The sequence below is a fragment of the Stieleria sp. JC731 genome (genome assembly GCF_020966635.1).
Lineage (GTDB): Bacteria > Planctomycetota > Planctomycetia > Pirellulales > Pirellulaceae > Stieleria.
This window is the reverse complement of record NZ_JAJKFQ010000001.1, coordinates 253792-270841: the sequence shown is the minus strand read 5'-3', so window position 1 is coordinate 270841 and position 17050 is coordinate 253792. Positions and strand designations below refer to the sequence as shown.

The 17050-nt window shown below is 54.0% G+C and carries 14 protein-coding genes, 1 tRNA gene and 1 other RNA gene; 8 read left to right on the top strand and 8 right to left on the bottom strand.

The window, feature by feature from the left end:
* The first annotated feature begins 265 nt into the window (after nucleotides 1-265).
* The 4 genes from LOC67_RS00920 to LOC67_RS00905 all read left to right on the top strand — a co-directional run bounded on the left by LOC67_RS00920 (nucleotide 266) and on the right by LOC67_RS00905 (nucleotide 4246).
* Complete coding sequence (locus LOC67_RS00920) at nucleotides 266-799, top strand: RNA polymerase sigma factor (RefSeq protein ID WP_230260504.1); 534 nt, start codon at nucleotides 266-268, stop codon at nucleotides 797-799.
* A 15-nt stretch (nucleotides 800-814) separates the two neighbouring features.
* Nucleotides 815-1804 (top strand): hypothetical protein, encoded by a 990-nt coding sequence (locus tag LOC67_RS00915; protein WP_230260503.1) that lies wholly within the window; start codon nucleotides 815-817, stop codon nucleotides 1802-1804.
* 195 nt (nucleotides 1805-1999) lie between these two features.
* On the top strand, nucleotides 2000-3568 hold the full coding sequence (locus LOC67_RS00910; protein ID WP_230260502.1) for a c-type cytochrome: 1569 nt from the start codon (nucleotides 2000-2002) through the stop codon (nucleotides 3566-3568).
* A gap of 60 nt (nucleotides 3569-3628) precedes the next feature.
* A complete protein-coding gene (locus LOC67_RS00905) occupies nucleotides 3629-4246 on the top strand; it encodes a redoxin domain-containing protein (RefSeq protein WP_230260501.1) in 618 nt (205 codons plus the stop codon).
* Between the two features lie 504 nt (nucleotides 4247-4750).
* On the opposite strand, the gene LOC67_RS00900 is transcribed toward LOC67_RS00905, so the two are convergent.
* Nucleotides 4751-4824: transfer RNA gene (locus LOC67_RS00900), tRNA-Val, on the bottom strand.
* A 293-nt stretch (nucleotides 4825-5117) separates the two neighbouring features.
* Between LOC67_RS00900 and LOC67_RS00895 the strand changes: the two genes are divergently transcribed.
* Nucleotides 5118-5429 (top strand): hypothetical protein, encoded by a 312-nt coding sequence (locus LOC67_RS00895; protein WP_230260500.1) that lies wholly within the window; start codon nucleotides 5118-5120, stop codon nucleotides 5427-5429.
* Nucleotides 5430-5754: 325 nt separating this feature from the next.
* On the top strand, nucleotides 5755-6051 hold the full coding sequence (locus tag LOC67_RS00890) for a hypothetical protein (protein ID WP_230260498.1): 297 nt from the start codon (nucleotides 5755-5757) through the stop codon (nucleotides 6049-6051).
* Nucleotides 6052-6235: 184 nt separating this feature from the next.
* Here the strand turns inward: LOC67_RS00890 and LOC67_RS00885 are convergent, their stop codons facing one another.
* Both LOC67_RS00885 and rpsR read right to left on the bottom strand, forming a co-directional pair.
* Entirely contained in the window at nucleotides 6236-6664 is a 429-nt protein-coding gene (locus LOC67_RS00885) for an acyl-CoA thioesterase (protein WP_230260496.1), read from the bottom strand.
* Complete coding sequence (gene rpsR, locus LOC67_RS00880) at nucleotides 6661-6939, bottom strand: 30S ribosomal protein S18 (protein ID WP_230260494.1); 279 nt, start codon at nucleotides 6937-6939, stop codon at nucleotides 6661-6663. Before rpsR ends, LOC67_RS00885 begins: the two co-directional genes overlap by 4 nt.
* Nucleotides 6940-8066: 1127 nt before the next feature.
* Here rpsR and fusA point away from each other — a divergent pair.
* Complete coding sequence (gene fusA, locus LOC67_RS00875) at nucleotides 8067-10148, top strand: elongation factor G (protein ID WP_230260492.1); 2082 nt, start codon at nucleotides 8067-8069, stop codon at nucleotides 10146-10148.
* Between the two features lie 555 nt (nucleotides 10149-10703).
* Here fusA and hflC read toward each other — a convergent pair.
* The gene (hflC, locus tag LOC67_RS00870; RefSeq protein ID WP_230260490.1) at nucleotides 10704-11660 is read right to left on the bottom strand and encodes a protease modulator HflC; all 957 of its coding nucleotides are present in this window, start codon (nucleotides 11658-11660) and stop codon (nucleotides 10704-10706) included.
* Complete coding sequence (gene hflK / locus LOC67_RS00865) at nucleotides 11657-12631, bottom strand: FtsH protease activity modulator HflK (protein WP_230260488.1); 975 nt, start codon at nucleotides 12629-12631, stop codon at nucleotides 11657-11659. Before hflK ends, hflC begins: the two co-directional genes overlap by 4 nt.
* Before the next feature lie 481 nt (nucleotides 12632-13112).
* Between hflK and ssrA the strand changes: the two genes are divergently transcribed.
* Nucleotides 13113-13486: a transfer-messenger RNA gene (gene ssrA / locus LOC67_RS00860) on the top strand.
* Between the two features lie 139 nt (nucleotides 13487-13625).
* Here the strand turns inward: ssrA and LOC67_RS00855 are convergent.
* From LOC67_RS00855 to LOC67_RS00845, 3 genes are all read right to left on the bottom strand, one after another.
* Complete coding sequence (locus tag LOC67_RS00855) at nucleotides 13626-14762, bottom strand: HlyD family secretion protein (RefSeq protein WP_230260485.1); 1137 nt, start codon at nucleotides 14760-14762, stop codon at nucleotides 13626-13628.
* Complete coding sequence (locus LOC67_RS00850) at nucleotides 14762-15121, bottom strand: DUF3302 domain-containing protein (protein ID WP_230260482.1); 360 nt, start codon at nucleotides 15119-15121, stop codon at nucleotides 14762-14764. Before LOC67_RS00850 ends, LOC67_RS00855 begins: the two co-directional genes overlap by 1 nt.
* Nucleotides 15122-15229: 108 nt before the next feature.
* Nucleotides 15230-16633 (bottom strand): hypothetical protein, encoded by a 1404-nt coding sequence (locus tag LOC67_RS00845; protein ID WP_230260480.1) that lies wholly within the window; start codon nucleotides 16631-16633, stop codon nucleotides 15230-15232.
* Between the last annotated feature and the right edge of the window lie 417 nt (nucleotides 16634-17050).

Below are 17050 nucleotides of genomic sequence, written 5' to 3'. Positions count from 1 at the left end.
TAGCTAGTTGTTCGCGGAACCGAAATCGAGGACACCTGATAGCCAATTTTCTTTTTCGGCGGGTGCTCTCGTTGCCAATGGATTGGCGTATTCGATACCAAACCTAAAACCGCTACGAAGTCGGTTCCGTTGGAAACCATCCTCCCAGTCGAATCCTCGAAAATTGAGATTTTCGTGTCCTCGACCGCGACCCAATCGCACAATACTTCGTGGAAAAACTAGCTTATGAACCAGCCTCCACCTTGCGAAAAATCGCTTCATCGATATGCCTGAACCGCATTCCAACGCACACGACTTGTTCGAGATCCTTGTGCGCGAGAACTCGCGTACCCTGCTGGCTTACATTCGCAGTGCGGTATTTGATTCGTCTTCAATCGACGACATCTGGCAAGAAACCATGATGGTCGCATGGCGTCGAATCGATGATTTTGATCGATCCCGTCCGTTCGCGCCGTGGTTACGCGCCATCGCCGCCAATGTCATCCTGGCACATGGACGCAAAACTTCGCAGGCCATTTGTGTCGACCAGCAAACGCTTCAGCTGCTCGACTCTCGCTTCGAGCAATTACAGATGCTCAGCGGTGACACCCTCGATGAAAAGCTGCAGGTCCTGCGCGACTGCGTATCTGACTTACCAGACCACTATCGCACCTGCATCGAATTGCGTTTCCTGCACGACCTGAAGCCAAGTGAGCTAAGTAAACGCATCGGATCGGCCATTGAATCGGTCAAGAAGCGGTTATCACGCGGCAAGGCGATGCTTGCCGATTGCATGAATCGAAAAATTGCTGCTCAGTGACCGAAGGGACCAACAATGATTCGCAGGCCCAACGAATTGCCCGATCATGACAATCGCTACATCGACACGCTGCTGCAGGAAGCGCTAGCACCGGATCCTGCTGCTGATGAGCGAAGGATCGAAGCACTAATGCAAAAGATTCGGTCCGAATCTGAACCGTCCGTCGAACTGCCCTCGACCCATTCAAGAGGTGCCAGGTTGTTGTCGCGACGAAACATAACGCGACTGACCATGGCAGCTGCCGTGATGCTAATTGCAGGCATCGCGGTCTCATTTTCCCTGGGAGGCAATACCGCCTACGCGACGGTGATGCGTGCGATGCGAAACGTCTATCCGACACGCCAATATCACGTCCAAATGATCAACCGCTGGCCCGTCATTGGCGATCGTGATGTTGCCGCAACACTTTACATCAGCCGCGATGGGGAATTCTGCTTACAACACCCAGGCTGGTTGCCGGGGGGAGAACTTTGGTTGGGCGGCGATGACCAATCACGCTGGTTCGTGCCTCGCATGGGCCCCGTCATCACCGGTGATCAATTGATGGTTGGCAGTGTGTTGCAGCCGCAAGGCCTGAACTCACCACTCCTTCACATGCAAACGCTTCTCACACGATTTAGTGAATCTTACTCACTAGAATTGGCCGATGACGAACGGATTACAAGAACGAATAACACTGCTTTAACGGTGCTTTGTCACCATGTTGTCGGAACGATCATCAAGGGTGATGACAACACGTCAGCCGTCCCCTTACCCGTCCAGATCGACCTTTGGGCCAATACCGAAACGGGCGTCGCCGAGCGAATCATCATTCGCTGGTCGGACAATGCAGGAAACTACATGCCGCGGCGATGGCAAATCGACCTCGTCGGTTATCCGGATTTAGATTCAGAATGGTTTCAACACACCGCCCACAGTCGGTCGGGCCAAACCGTGTTGCCGTTGTCAGTAAAGCCGTTGTCTATAACGAATGAGGGTGCATCCAAAGCGAACGACACTCAATGACCGATTACTTTGGATGCGATCGCCAACAATCTTCAAGATCTGCTGTCCTCGAATCACCACACAACAGCAATAGAAACGTGAATGCTTTGTGCGATCGTAGCACGTTGCAAAACTTTTCCATTGCTCAGGTGCTTTTCGGTGATTTCAACTATCCGATCTTTTTACCGCTGTCTTGTCGGCGCAACGATGTTGCTGATGTCAGCTTTGTCCGCCAGTGCCGGCTCAATTACCGAGTCGGTTGACTATGAAAACGATGTTGCCCCGATCATTGCCCAAAACTGTTCTGGATGCCATCAGCCCAATCAATCTGGCCCATTTCCCCTACTCACTTTCGAAGACGTCGCGACGCACGCCGAAACGATCGAGGCGGTGATTGCAGATGGCTACATGCCACCCTGGAAACCGGTTGATACGGGCATCAAATTTGTAAATGAACGTTGCATCAACGATCACGACCGGAAGATCATTTCGACCTGGATTGCCGCCGGAAAGCCACGTGGTGAACGGCCCCAACCTCCCCAAGCAACGCTTGGCGACATAGCCGAGCAACCAGAGCCGACAGATTGGCTGCTAGGCCAACCCGACCTCGTCGTGTCGATGAAAACTCCGTTCGAAATTCCTGCCGAAGGTCCGGATCTCTATCGCTCGTTCGTGTTCGAAGTCGGGCTGACCAAAGACCGCTGGATCAAAGCGATGGAGATTCGCCCGAGCGCTCGCGGCGCGATGCATCATGCCTTGTTCTTCGTCGATCCATCCGGCAAGTTACGGCAGCGGCATGCAAGCGACGGCAGAACAGGGTTCAATGGAATGAGCTTTCTGAGTGCAGCTTGGGCCGGAGCGGGCGGAATTACAGAAAACTTCAATCGCGGATTGGGTGGTTACGTGCCCGGAGCGATACCAACGCGATTGCCGGGCGACCTCGCTCGAAAGTTACCCGCAGGAAGTGATATCGTCATGCAAACGCACTTCCACCCGATCGGTCGTACGGAGACTGAGCAAGCCACGCTGGCGATTTATTTCGCTGACAAAGCGCCGTCTCATGAATTGATTCCACTTCAATTGCCACCGCTTTTCGGAATCGGTGCGGGCATTGATGTTCCAGCAGGTGAAGCCAACTTTGTTGTCCGCCATTCTTACACGTTGCCAATCGATGTTTCCGCAATCGAAGTGGGCGGGCATGCTCACTACATTTGCAGCAGCATGCAACTCGATGCGACGCTTCCTGGTGGTTCGATGCTGACGCTCTTAAAAATCGAGGACTGGGATCTCGATTGGCAAGACTCCTATCAGTTCGCCGATGCGATTGATCTACCTACAGGAACTCGACTGGACGTTCGCATCACCTACGACAACTCGGCGGCGAACCCATCGAACCCTTTCACGCCTCCACGACAAATCGCCTGGGGCCGCGAGTCAACCGACGAGATGGGTTCTATGATTCTAAATGTTGTCGCAAAAGACGAGTCGGAACGTGACGTCTTAATCAAAGATATTCAGCAGAACACCAAAGACGCGCTGCGAAGACGAATCCTTGCACAACAGCAAAAACTGGGCATATCTCTGCCGACGCGAATGCCGAACATGCGGCTGCTGATGCTGTTGGATCAAAACGGAGATCAAAAGATCCAATCTTCTGAAGTACCGGAGCGTTTCCGGAGCCGCCTATTCGACTTTTTTGACAACGATCAAGATGCAACGCTCGACGAAACCGAGATCCGGCGACTACGGACCTTCATCTCGGAATTGATGTCCGACGAAGAATAAGATTCGCAGCCCCGTCAAAGTTCTTTTGCGTTATCCACCATCCGTCGAGACGAAAACTCCATGTCACGCCCCCTTTGTACCGCTCTTCAACTGATCGTATTGTTGTGTCATGCCCCAAACGTTGGGGCTATCGATCCGGTTGGCACGCTTGATTCCACGAACCTTTCCCCGATCTCTGTGATTGATGCCGATGGCGACGTCATCAACGTACAGACCATCAACGTACCGACACTGCTTGCGCGTAAGCCTATAACGATCATCTTTGTCAAACATGATTGCCCCGTCGCCAATAGCTACATGCCAACACTCAACCGATTGTTTGAAAGGGTTGATCGAAGCCAGATGAATTTTGCGTTTGTCTATCCCTCGCAATCTATCTCGGTTGCGGATGTCGAATCCCATTGCCGTCAGTATCAAATAAAAGTCCCCGTCTACATCGACACCGATCTGCAATTGGCACGTACTTTGGACGCAACGGTCACTCCCGAAGCCGTCGTGCTCGACTCAACCGGCGCGGTCCGATATCGAGGGCGAATCGACGATCGCATCGTTGGCTATGGGAAACGCCGCCCTTCTGCGACACGAGATGATCTGGCCGAAGCGATCACGGATGTCCTAAGCAATCACCCCGTTCGCGTCCCAGAAACCAAAGCGATCGGTTGCATCATCCCACGATGATACCGCTTTGGCAGTGCGTGCAGGCTTACCTTTGCTGAAGGAATGATTGTGCTGAGACATCACGCCGGAGCGTGATGGGTACCAATTCAGTCAATCACAGTTGGGACGCAAGTCACCTGACTTTGGATCTCCGTCACACTTTACAGGGTTCACCTACGCTGGCCCCCTTCGCTCCGCCCACGATCGCCAACCTTACACAGGCTCCCTTCGCCCCGCGTGCGATAGCCATCTCTTACTCTGGCTCCCTCCGCCCCGCGTGCGGGGAGAAGGGCCGGGGATGAGGGGCTCTTCCGACCGTTCCCAAAACAAACCCACCGTCGCCAACCGGCTACGACCATTGCAAAAACCAACACACACATCGCGTCGGAGCGTGATGGATACAGTCGACTCGCATCACGCGGAGCGTGATGGGTACGATTGGGATGCGGGATGGGTGCATGGTGGGCGATTGCCCTACGAAAAAACCCCGCAGGACGCTTGGCCTTGCGGGGTTCTCTTTCTAAGTGGGCGATACAGAACTCGAATCTGTGACCTCCACGATGTCAACGTGGCGCTCTAACCAACTGAGCTAATCGCCCTTTTTGCTCTCCAGGCAAGTTATCCTGCCCGGGAGTGTCTTTGATCGGCAAGTGATGAACGAAACTTCAATCAAATGCCGTCCACGACGGGTTGCGTAGTCTGTAGCGATCCGGGCGTATCGTCAAGATGCTTCGAGCGTTTCTTGGTCCAAGGTTTGCCATTTTTTACCTGACTTGCCCGCATCCGCCTGAACGCCTATTAATTCCCTGCCCCCAATACCACACGCTGTCCCCGCTGCCGCACCACAGCACTCAACTTTCCTCCCCCGCCCGTTCAATTCCACCATTCCAAAATGTCAAAGTTCTTAGCCGGAATGTTCTGCGGTGCACTGCTGCTGTTCGTCGCGATGCATTACCACATCGTCCACGGAAACAATGGCGTCGTCCTCGTCCCCAAAATCAGCAACAACCTCTCGGACGTCTACACCGACATTCGCGAGTTTGACCTCGATGATTGGCGACAACACAAATCACTCGCCGCAGCCATCATGCGAAGCAGCCAAGCCAATCTGCTGGAAGAGTCCGCCTACCAAAGCTTTGGACGTTCGATGCGGCAAGCGGTTGACCAATTATTCGGTGATGATCCCCCCAAAGGGTCAAATTGATTCGATGGGATAGGGAAGGATCGGAAAGAAGCGTGATCGCTGGTGCAGACCGGAAAGCTAAACCCGTCATGGGAACCGCGGCTAATGCCGTGCGGCTTAGGGAGACAAAAAAGGCCCGGCGCTACGAGGCCACTGAACTGAACCCCAGCAATCCGACGACGAAACACAGCAACGCATCTCGGATTGTTAGGGAGATTCCGATTACAGCGACGGTGATCGAGCAGCGCGAAACTTCTGTGGGCGGTTCGGTTGTCTGCACCGACCGAGCTAGACGATAGCAAAACGTGGAACCCTTCCTCCCTTCCGTTGCTGATCGACTAGAACCATGTCACTGTACCGAAATCGATATTTCCTATTCGGGATCCTGCTGATCCTACTGGGGCTGCAATTTCGTCGCGTTGAATCGTTCGTCCTGAACGAACCGTCAACCCGCTTCATGGCGAAGATGACCAACACGCCCCTGGTCGATAACTCGACCACTGTCGGCGCCTTGATCGAACCGGTGGTCCCTAAACCCAAGAAGCGAGTTCAGCCGCCACGCTGGCTGGGGCTTTCGATGATCGCTGTCGGTGTTGTGATCACCTTCCACTCCTTTGCGATCCCGAAATACAAAGGCGACTGATTCGAGTCGGTGACGAAAGCAAGGATGGGACTCATCGCTTCGTCGATTGCTGGTTGGAGGGCGAAGGACTCATCGCTTCGTCCACTACCTACTGGGTGAGGGACTCATCGCTTCGTCCACTACCTACTGGGCGAGGGACTCATCGCTTCGTCCACTACGGCTTCGTCTGCTAGGGTTTGACCGTTTAGATTGATTCGAGCTTTGCTCGGATCTCGCCGGGGATCTCGGCTTTTTGTAGGTGGCCACCGGGCTGCAGCTTGCAACACACGACGACAGTTTTACCGGTCGCGATGGGGGCCATTTCGCCGGAAGACGACTCGCGATAGAAAGCGATATCGTACTGAACGCTCGATCGACCGACCTTTCCGATGGTAACATCGATCGTCAGGACGTCTTCAAAACGCGCGGCCTGATGGTAGTCACAGGAAACGCTGACCCGCGGCCAAGTGACCTCGTCCGCGTGATCTTGATGATCGGGAATGATTTTGATCCCGACCGACCGCAGCATCTCGTGCTCGGCAGATTCCATCCAGGGAAAGTACGCCGAGAAGTGAACTATCCCGGCCGCGTCGGTATCTCGAAACTCGACGCGCCGGTTCGTTCGAAAGCTCATTCGCCTTGGTAAGGCAGCAGAGCCATGTAGCGTGCGCGTTTAACAGCGGCGGTGACAGCGTGCTGGCTGACCGCGGTGCAACCGCTCTTGCGACGACCGACGATGCGGCCTTGGCGGTTGATCATTTTCTTTAGCAATTCAACGTCCTTGTAATCGACATACATCGGACGTGGTCGCTGGCCATCGACGAAGATTGGATCCTTCTTCTTGGCGCGGGAGCGGACGCGTGAACGCTTGCGGGCTCGGCTACGCGAGCTCATTGGACGTGGAGGCATTTTTAAAGCTCTCGAGGTTGGTGGCGAACGGACGCGGTCGCAAGCTTGGGATCGAACCTAGGAGTAAACTTCGGTGTCCAATCGCCTGAGTTCAGCGATCGGTCGAATTCGCCACCGCAAACCGGTTCGGGCAAAGCAGCCAAAGCGGTTTTCTTCTGACGCGGTCCAAAGTGACTGCGACGGGGGGATTCGACGAAGCAGACTCGTCAAAGCTACGACGACGGTCGTTGAGACTGGAGCTTGCCAAGGAAACAGATCCCAGGCTCGGCTCAGCGACTCGCCTTCAAAAAATCTAAGGGAGCAGGAGTATGTCGGCCTGATTCGGGTCCGGCAAGAGGAAACTATGTGGCAACCGAGCAAAACGCGGGGAATATCATTCGCTGTGGTCACCCAGTTGACCACGGCAGATCGGTTTTGCGCCGCGCACCTGCCACACTTGGGAACTCCCGTCATTTGCGAGCAATTCACTTGCTTGCCAAAGCGATGGAAACGATCCTCGCTGTCAGTCCCGTCGATGGGTGCTCGGGGTCCGGCTATTTGGGCCGCCACACGCGGGATTTAGGGAACTTTCCGCGTCGATTCGCCAATGCGGCCAAAGCAGACTTTCGTTGCTGTCCTTTACAAACCGATCAGTTCACGAGTCGATCAGCCGATAGACCGATCGATCACGGCTTGATCAAGCGAACGAGAATCGCTCGAAGGCGGCGACGAACAGCTGTTCGTCCAAGCAATGGGATTTGATGAACGTTCCTGCAGCCGAATCGCGTCGAGGGGCCAATTTGCCCTTCCCGCTAGGCCAATCCTTTGCCATATTCCGCAAAAATTTCCAGCCATTCCGGCGTGGTTCCGCTCTCGGTACATCCTGACCGGCCATTTTTGGCCCCTGGATCAACCTTGCGATCACCCGATTGGCCCCACCCGTTGACCGGTCAGCGACGGATTTGAACCCGGGTGGTTCCCCAAGTTTGCGAATGTCGGCGTCGAAGGTAGATCGCCATCATTTCCACTCAAATCACTGCAGACTTAATCGCAGCTCGATAGACACGAAAACATTCAACCCCCGACCAAACGACTGCGGCAGTTGCCGTGTTATCTCTCGGTCGGTTGCCAATGCTAGGTAAAAAAAGATGAAACTGGAGAACGTACGAAACATCGGGATCAGCGCCCACATTGACTCGGGCAAGACCACCCTCAGTGAGCGAATCCTGTTCTACGCTGGCCGAATCCACAAGATCGAAGACGTCCGTGGTGGCGGTGACGGCGCGACGATGGACCATATGGAACTGGAAAAGGAACGTGGGATCACGATCACCAGTGCCGCGACCAGCCTGAAGTGGAAAGGCAAAAGCATCAACTTGATCGACACCCCCGGCCACGTCGACTTTACCGTCGAAGTGGAACGCAGTCTTCGCGTTCTTGACGGTGCGGTTTTGGTCCTTTGCAGCGTCGGTGGTGTTCAGAGCCAATCGATCACCGTTGACCGTCAGATGAAACGCTACCAAGTTCCTCGCTTGGCTTTCATCAACAAGATGGACCGTACCGGTGCGAACCCATTCCGCGTTGTCGAACAATTGCGTGAAAAGCTGGGTGCCGAAGCGTTCCTGATGCAGTACCCGATCGGTGCCGAAGAAAACTTCGAAGGCGTTGTCGACCTGATCGAAATGAAATCGTATCGCCACGCCGGTAGCGAAGGCCAAGACATCGTCGTCGGCGAAGTCCCCGAAGACATCAAGGAAGAATGCGAAGCACAGCGCGTTCACATGCTCGAGCAGTTGTCGATGTACAACGACGAGATGATGGAACTGCTGCTTAGCGAAGAAGAAGTTCCCAAGGAAATGATTTACAAGGTCACTCGTGACGCCGTCCTCGGCGGTGCGACCCCTGTTTACATGGGAACGGCGTTCAAGAACAAAGGTGTTCAACCTTTGCTGGATGCGGTTAACCGTTACCTGCCAAGCCCTCTGGATCGCGAAATCCATGGCCGCGACCCTCAGGACGAAGAAAAGCGAATCGAACTGAAACCCGATCCAGACGCTCCGTTCGTCGGCATGGGCTTCAAGATCGTTGACGATCCGTTCGGCCAGTTGACCTTCATGCGTATTTACCAGGGCAAGATCGAGAAAGGCGGCACCTACGTTAACCAACGTACCGGCCGCAGCGAACGATTCAGCCGTATCGTGCGAATGCACAGTGACAAACGCGAAGAGATCGATTCGGCAGAAGCCGGTGATATCGTCGCGATCATGGGTATCGACGCGGCTAGTGGTGACACCTATGGCGCATCTCGTGACCAGTGCACGCTGGAATCGATGTTCGTCCCAGACCCGGTTATCAAAATCGCTGTCGCTCCCAAGAGCCGTGGCGACGGAGACAAGATGGGCAAGGCACTGCAACGTTTCCGTAAGGAAGACCCAACGTTCCGCGTGATGACGGATGAAGAGACCAACGAAATCCTGATCAGCGGAATGGGTGAGCTTCACCTGGAAGTTTACATCGAACGAATTCGCCGCGAATACGACGTCGAAATCGAAGTCGGTGCACCAAAGGTAAGCTACCGCGAAAGCCCCACCAAGGAAATCGAGTTCAACTACAAGCACAAGAAGCAAACCGGTGGTAGCGGTCAATACGCTCACATCGTCGGTAAGCTGAGCCCACTGGGCTCGGTGAGCGAAGATAGCTTTGAATTCGAAGACCACGTCGTCGGTGGACGTATTCCTAAGCAATACATCCCCGCGATCGAAAAAGGCTTCCGCGACATCCTCGGCAAAGGCCCCTTGGCTGAGTACCCAGTGGTGGGAACGCGTATCGACTTGAACGACGGTTCGTTCCACGAAGTCGACTCGTCGGAAAAGGCGTTTTATACCGCGGCTCAAGGTTGCTTCCGTGAATACTTCAAGCAAGCCGGTCCAAAGCTGCTCGAGCCGATCATGAAGGTCGAAATCGAGTGCCCCGAGGACTTCCAAGGTACCGTCGTCGGTGACGTCATTCGCCGCCGCGGAATCATGAACAGCAACGATATCGTCGATGGCAACAGCATCATCATCGCAGAAGTCCCACTTGCGGAAACCTTCGGTTACGCGACCGACCTGCGAAGCATGACGCAAGGCCAAGGGACATTCACGATGGAACTGGAAACCTATCGCGAAGTTCCTTCGAACGTCCAAGCGGACATCATCGAAGCGAAACGCAAAGAGAAAGAAGGCAAGTAATCGCCTAAGTCTCTGACGTTTTGATAAAAACGAATCCCTCGCCGGCAGTTGCTGGCGAGGGATTTTTTTGTGCTCGTCGCAAGGCTCCTGCCTTGCGACGCACTGCATGCAGCCTCTGGCTGCTGAGACTCCGTCAACCGCGGCGAACGCCAAAGCGGCTCAGGGAATGGTTTACTGAGCCGATTCGCGCTAGCGACGGTTAGATGATGTCCAGACTTTTGGGCGGGCGGAGCCCGCAAGACATGGCACACGAGGTAGGACTCGTCGCAAGGCTCCTGCCTTGTGACGTACTGCATGCAGCCTCCGGCTGCTGAGACGCAGTCAACCGCGGCTAACGCCGATGCGGCTCAGGGAATGGTTTACTGAGCCGTTTCGCGCTAGCGACGGTTGGATGACGTCCAGGTTCTTGGGCGAGCGGAGCCCGCAAGACATCGCAGGTGAAGAAGGACTCGTCGCCTCGTCCACTACCAACTCGTCGCAAGGCTCCCGCCTTGTGACGTACTGCATGCAGCCTCTGGCTGCCGCGCACGCAACCGCGGCTAACGCCAAAGCGGCTCAGGGATCAATGTCTTTGAGGAACTTGAAGATATCGCTATCGGTGGTTAACACCAACGTGCTATCCCCGCCGAGCATCTCTTCGTAGGTTTCCATGGTTTTAATGAACTCATAAAACCGAATGGCTTCCTCGTCTTGGTTATAGGCCGCGGCATAGATCTCCGTCGCTTTCGCATCCGCCGCGCCGCGAATCTGCTGCACCTTTTTGTAGGCCTCCGACTCGATCTCAAGTAGGTCGCGTTCCTTTCGGCCAATGATCTTTGCCGCCTCGCCAGCACCTTCACTGCGGAACCGCTCGGCGATTTGCTGACGCTCACTGATCATTCGGTCATAGATTCGCAGCTGAACGTTGTCGTTGTAGTTAATTCGCTTGAAGCGAACATCGAGCAGTTCGATGCCGAAGTCGGACAACTTCTCGACCGATTTTTCGAAAATCTCTTGCTCGATTTTTGCACGACCTTTGGTAATCGGATAAAGCGTCCCTGTCGTGCCCGGACCGTCAACGATCACCACATCCTGAACCGGCTGGCGATCTATTGTCGTCCGCACCAACTCGATCAATTCATGCTTCGCGATCGCGTTGCGAGTCTCACTCCCGAGGATGTCATCCAGACGCGATTGCGCACTGCGTTCATCACGCAAACGCAAAAAGTACTGCTTGGCATCTTTGATTTTCCAACGACCAAACGTATCGACAACGATGTACGTTTTGTCCTTGGTCGGCATCTCATTCGGGCGGCCATCCCATTCCAAGATCCGCTTTTCAAAAAACGTTGCCTCTTGGATGAACGGCAGCTTGAAATGCAAGCCGCTATCGACGATCGGATCTCCGACCGGCTTGCCGAATTGGGTCAAGATCACCTGCTCGGTTTCCTTCACCGAATAGCTGCAGCTATAGGCTATAAACGAGGCAGCGACAATGAAAACGACCAACAGTGTTACGGGGACTTGTTTCATCGAACCGCACCTCCGGTTAAAGGCAACAAGGGCAAGATCTGCTTCGCCCCGTCATCAAGAATGATCTTCTTTCCAAGCGACGGCACAACCTGACGCATCGTTTCGATATAGATTCGCTGCTTAGTCACTTCGGGAGCTTTACGGTACTCTTTCAGAACAGCCACAAAGCGAGCCACATCGCCTTCGGCTTCATTGACTCGTTTGGTCGCGTAGCCTTCGGCACCTTGAATCTTTTGCTCCGCTTCACCGCGAGCACGGGGAACCTCTTTGTTGTATTCACCATTGGCGACGTTGATCAACTTTTCGCGTTCCTGCTGTGCTTGATTGACCTCATTAAACGAAGGCTGCACCGGCTCGGGCGGATTCACGTTTTTGAGCTGCACCTGATCGATCGCCAAGCCAAGCTCATAGCGGTTGACCAGCTCTTGCAGCTGAGTCAGCGCGTCGACTTCGATCTCCTGCCGACCGATCGTAATGACTTCGTCAACCGTCCGATCGCCCACAACCGTACGCATGACGGATTCGGATAAGTCACGAAGCGTCCGGCCCGGGTCACGGACTTTGAACAAGTACATCTGCGGCTCTTTAATCCGGTATTGAATCACCCATTCGACCGATGCGGTGTTCAAGTCACCGGTCACCATGTTGCGTTCTTCTTTTTGCTCACTGGAATACTGCGTCGGGTTTGACGCACCAGCAGTCCCGAAGCCAAACTCTTGTTTCAACTGACGCTTGATCGGAACGAACTCGACCTTGTCGATCCCCAACGGCAGCTTGAAACGCAACCCGGGATCAGCCGTCCTTACAAAGCGACCGAAACGCAGCACGACGGCCTGCGACTCGGCTTGAACGGTGTAGAAGCTGGTGCTCAACAGGAACACCAACCCGATCCCTAGAGCAACCCAAACGGCGTATGGCCGTAGATGCTCAAAATCTGGCAACTGGAGTCCATCGGATTCAGATTGGCTCATGTTCAATTCCGGATTCGTTAATCTTCGGAAGGTAGATGACTGGTTAGTGAGCGGCGACGCGAGGCGATGACATCAGTGCCGCTGAGCAATTGGCACGAAAACATGGGTCTTGAAGCACCCTTTTCAGCGAAATAATCCGGCCGAGGAAACATTTCGCCCATTCGTTCGCCGCAACGTCCGCATTCTTGGCATCAACGGACAACGCATAGAACCGGTAAAAACCGAACGCGATGTGGAACGAGGACCGAGATGCCGTCATCAGCCGAACCCTGGCCGAGGCCGAACCCTCGCCTCGATCGCAGTGTCCTTCACATCGCACAGACAAGTGGCTCCGAAGCCTCGCCTGCGATGTAGCTGTCGGACATTGCTAGTGACGGGCAACGCTATTGGCGGGGAATGCGACGTTACCTTGTCTTTCACTGCCGGTCTCGTAGAATGGCAGTGCCGAGGGAGTGACTCTTCGGTCTCCCTGTTTTTCATCGGGGGCGACTTGGATTCGACCGGATGATTGGAAGCGAGTGATTGCGTGTCGTGGTTGATCAGTTGGCCACGTAAAAAGCTGATCATAAATTTAATTGCAGATGAAAATCTAGCACTGGCTGCCTAATTACAGGCATCCCTGACTGAGGGGGCCCGCCAGAGGCGCCCGACTGTCAGATGTAATTCTGGATCGCCTGCCGTCCTGCTCGAGACGCGGTGGGTTAAATAAAGATTCGAACTAGTGAGCGGCGGAGCCTGTCGGGCAGCGCCGCAGTGAGCGAAACTGGACTTCGGTCCGAAATAGCCTGACTACACACGTAGACGTCGCCGTGGACGCATCGCGGGACGCGGGTTCAATTCCCGCCGCCTCCATACAAAAGCCGTTTGTGAGAAATCACAAACGGCTTTTTTTTCTTGATGCTGAGGCGATTCCTTTGCTTTCCGGGCGCCCCTCGCATTCGATAAGGTCCAAGCAGAGTTTCAATTGGACCCCAGCGAATCGCTTCAGAAGTCTTCAATGACCGTCGGAAAAGATAAAATTGGTCCATGACTTCATCCGCAACAAGATTCGCCGAATGATGGCGAGCGGCTCCATATGCTCGCTATAGACCGCGACTTGTCCGGTCGATCCAGGGGCGATCGTGAAGCCCTCAAACGCCTCCTCTTCAAACTCGATCGAAACATTGATTCGTCCTTCTCCGCTGATCTTCTCCGCGGCGACGAGCTCGCCACTGGGCTGGAGCTGCCCCTGGGCCACGACGGCGCCGACGAGCTTGACCTTCCCCTTAAAGAAACGCCCCGGGACGGATTGGAATATCGCCTCGGCCTCGGCTCCTTGCGTGACGCGTTGGGCGTTGTTCTGCAAGAACGAAGCGACGAACACAGGATTTTCATCATGTTGAAAGATCATGACCGGTTTCAACGGCAAGGGGACCGCCATCATTCCGGGGCGTAACATCACTTGCAGCACGACTCCGTCAGTGGGCGCTCGAACGACAGTTTCGTCCAAGTCAAACTGAGCTTTGGCCAGCCGCGCCTCGGCCTCGGCAACATCCGTATGGACCCCTTCGACCAACGACTCCGCCTCCAGCTGGGCTCGCTTCAGTTCCGCGTTCGCCTGACTGGCACGCGCGACGGCGGACAGGTAGGCTTGCTTGGATTGCTCAAATTCGGCGCGTGACGTCGCGTTCTGCTCGACAAGCTTCTGATCGCGCTCATAGGTGTCTTGCGCGGCATTCCGGTTCGCAACGGCAGAATTGAATGCCTCTTGATAGGCTTCCAGATTGACCTTCAACCCTTCGGCACGCTGTTTCGCTGCGACCAACATCGCTTGATTCTGATCAACGATCGCCTGGAAAGGTGTGGGGTCAATCTTGAAGAGGATGTCTCCCGCTTTGACCTGATGCTTATCCGAGACGAGAACCTCAATCACTTTCCCCTGCACCTGCGGGACAATTGGCGTCGTCCGAAAATAGAATCGTCCAACCCTGGTGAAGGGATGGTTGTAGTTCATCGTCAACAACAAGGCTGCCAACAAGGCAATGCCTCCAAGCGCCGCCGTGACGACGGTGTATCCGTTGACCGGAATCTTAAACACCTTGAACGCGCCAACCGCCAACGCCGCATAGGACAATAAGATCAATAGGTCCATCAGTTAGGCTCTTCGTTCACGGGAGGCAACTTAGAAACCTGCAACGCCGCGAGCCGCGATTCGATTTCCGCGACACGCTCTTCCAAACTGGTGGAATCGGCAGGCTCTTCTTTCGATTCGCGACCGCTATAACCGTGTCGAGGATCGTAAGCCGTCGCCCAAATCCAAAGGAAAGGCCAAATGGCATGCAAAGTGAACAGGCTGACCCATCCGCCGGCGTGAATCGCCGATTGATGCGGGTGATTCCGCGATTTAGCAATCTTGTAGGGAATGTCGTGAATCGCGATCACTCCATAAACCAATGCCAAGATGACGAGCAGGATGGTCACCAAAGCGAGCCAGCTGAGTCCATCGATCATGACAACTCCGACCAGTGGAAGCGTTCGTCAAGACTGATCAAGAGCGGTAAGGCTAACCGCGTATTGATCTTACAATAAGTGCTCACCAACGAGGATCAACACGATGGCTCAGAACTGGATTTGATACTTCGCTGTCATAGCACGTCGAACCTCTGCGGTGATCTTATCGATTTGGTTCAGTGTTCCGCGATAGTCCCCATACGCGTTTCCCCGAGCCATCGCGTCGGTGACACGCTGATAGTCAACACTGCTGTTCGTGTTGTAATAGCCATACCCATCGTTGTAGTAGCCGTTGTCGAGGCTTTGGTTCGCCTTCACCTTGCCGGCCTGAATATTATTTTGCCGCACGTTGATCGCATTACCGCGAAGGAGCTCGGCCACGTTCGTTCCGTACTGAATCATCTCAGGATCAACATTCAGTGTTCCTAGCTCATCAATCTGGCGTGCGCGTTTGTCATTCCAACTGGCCATCGCGCCTGTAGTCTGAGATTTATGATCTCGCGTCCGCTCGATGATCGTATTGACTTCATCGAAATAATGCTTCGACTGATAAGCAATCTGCTTGTCATCGTCCGCTTCAAGAGTCGCTCTGCCCGCAGCTCGCTCGGCCTGACTCTGTACGCTGAAAACGCTCATCAAGCCACTTAAGGTTGACTGCGTGATCGGTCCTTGCAGTGCAAGCTCGTTGTCTTTGACGGAAACTTTCCAAGTCTTGATCTCTGCTGCCGCCAAACCATTCTTTTCCAAAATCTCTGCGAGCATCTCAGCGGCGATCGGCTTGAGCGATGCTGGTGATTTATCGAATTGAAACTTCACGATGCACTGCTGCAGGCTTTGTCGGCCAACAATCACGCTGACACCTTGAATCGATGCCAAAACCTTCGCCACAGACTCGGGAGGGTTGGCTTTCAAAGACTCGATGGTTTGCAAACGCGTTGCCAAAGGAACTGGCGAAAGTACATTCCGCAGCTCCAATGCCATCATGAATGACAAATACGATTCTGGCTGATTGGCCTGAGAATCTAAAAATGGGGTGTACTGGATGTTCATCGTTGGAGTCAACCAACCGGCCAACAGAGTACGATCGGTTGGACGCAAAATGCCTAGACGCTCGGGATGCTTCACACCAGGAACGAAATAAGTTTGCTTGGGGGCGTGGACGACTTGCTGGGTTTCGACCGTGTCGACATATCCACCCAATGCGCTGGCAAGTTGCTCGGTATCAACTGCTTTTTTAAGAGTTGCATATCCTGCCTCCCATTTAGGCCGCATTTCGGCCAGGTCCAGATCAGCGATAAACCAGACTTGATCGATTGAGGAACTGACCTGAGTTGAAAACCCGGCATCCTTCATCAGCTTGTTGAGCGATGGAATATCAATGAATCCGATCGCGTTCGCTTGGGCTGGCGACCGATCCAACAGTAAAGCGATCTTTTCCTTTTCCTGCCCAAGACATGGAACAGTCGAGACCACAAACAAAACAGCCGCATTGATCAAAGTTCGAATTCGCATCTGTCCAGTCGTTTAGCCGTGATGTGAGACAACTTTGCGGAGCTAAAAATCAAAGAAGCATCAGCAATGCGTGGCTCCGCGTTGAGAGCACATCAGTATAGCCAGCAACTCCGACAACAGTGCATTCAGAAACGGTTTCAAAGACGCGATTAACATGCTTTAAAAACGTAAAACCATCTATGCAATTGAAGTCTTCAAACCCGCTTGGCCGAAATCACTAAAGTTCAGTGACTTCGCTAGCTTCACCGTTTCGCGCCCTCATGGGTCAAATCGATTCCGAAACGAGTGATACTCGCCACATTACGATGCACTTACGTCCACTATTCATCGTCACCATCGCACACATCACTGCTGCGATGATATTTCTTTGTCCATTAAATGCACAAAACATCAGTACTATTGGACTTCTTCACCCTG